The following is a 1,060-nucleotide window of genomic DNA, read 5'->3' as shown; positions in this document are numbered from 1 at the left end:
GATCCTGACGCCCGCTTCGACGATCTCGGCCCTGACTTCTACGACCTGCACATCGACCCTCAACGCAGAACCCGCAGCCTCATCCGCGAACTCGAACGCCTCGGACACAAGGTCACCGTGGAACCGAGCCAGAGCACCTGACTCATATCGCACCCCATAAGCCCGACCATGATCACCAGGTCGAGGTTCGCTGCCGCCTGCCCAGTGACCGACCGATCTTCGAGTCAGTACAGGGGACGTCGTTTTGGGCCATCCGGAATCATTTTCGCCGGGAACGTTTCGGGGACTATTGACAGTTCGAAACTGTGGGTGTTCTCCTATCACATATCGGAATGTCATTCTGCGATACGGAATTTCGGAGAGTGCGATGGGACTCGGCACTGCGAGTCGACGAAGTCCGGCTCGCAGGGGTGGAGCACCAGGGAGTCCGGTACGCACCGCACGTCCGGTGGCGCCGCTGGAGACCGCGCTGACCGTGGGCATGCTCGGGCTGATCTTGTCGTCTGGGGCGATCGGAACGGTTTTCGGCTCGCTCATCGCTCGTGAGCCCAGGAGCGATATGGATCCGCTCCTGCTGGCGGCGCCCATTCTGGTGATCTTGTTCGTGGGCCGCCTGAATGTTAGCTATTCCTCTCTGACCTGGGGCGTAATCCCCGTCGGAGCCTTGCTCGACGATGGACTAGGCTCAAAGAAAGGACCGACTATGGGCCGTGTGATCTTGAAAGGTGGCACCTCGATCGCATATGCCCGGGAGGGGAGTGAGCCGACGATCATGTCGGTGGGTGGTGGGCTGGACGCCGAGCAACTAGGGGCCGTACTCGCCGAGGGCCTTCGCGGTGACGCGGTGGAACTGTTCATGCGGCTGGCTGGCTTGTTTGACGGGGAGATCACCTCCGGCGACAACTCGCCGTACTGGGCGGCCCGGATCTGATGGGGATTGGTTGATGGACATCGGGTCGCTGCCGACGGTTGTGGGTGTAGAGGACGCTGCTGGTTTTGTGGAGCGGTTGAACCAGTTGCGGGTGTGGGCGGGCCGCCCTTCGTTTCGGCGTCTGACGGC

General features: G+C 61.8%; 1 protein-coding gene. It reads left to right on the top strand.

Annotated elements, in window-relative coordinates; genetic code table 11:
- Nucleotides 1-448: 448 nt before the first annotated feature.
- Entirely contained in the window at nt 449-931 is a 483-nt protein-coding gene (locus ACFLIM_RS50205) for a hypothetical protein (RefSeq protein ID WP_393178028.1), read from the top strand.
- Nucleotides 932-1,060 lie beyond the last annotated feature (129 nt).

The sequence above is a fragment of the Nonomuraea marmarensis genome (genome assembly GCF_043197025.1).
Classification (GTDB): domain Bacteria; phylum Actinomycetota; class Actinomycetes; order Streptosporangiales; family Streptosporangiaceae; genus Nonomuraea; species Nonomuraea marmarensis.
The sequence above is the reverse complement of the archived record's forward strand: the minus strand, read 5'-3'. Positions and strand labels throughout refer to the sequence as shown.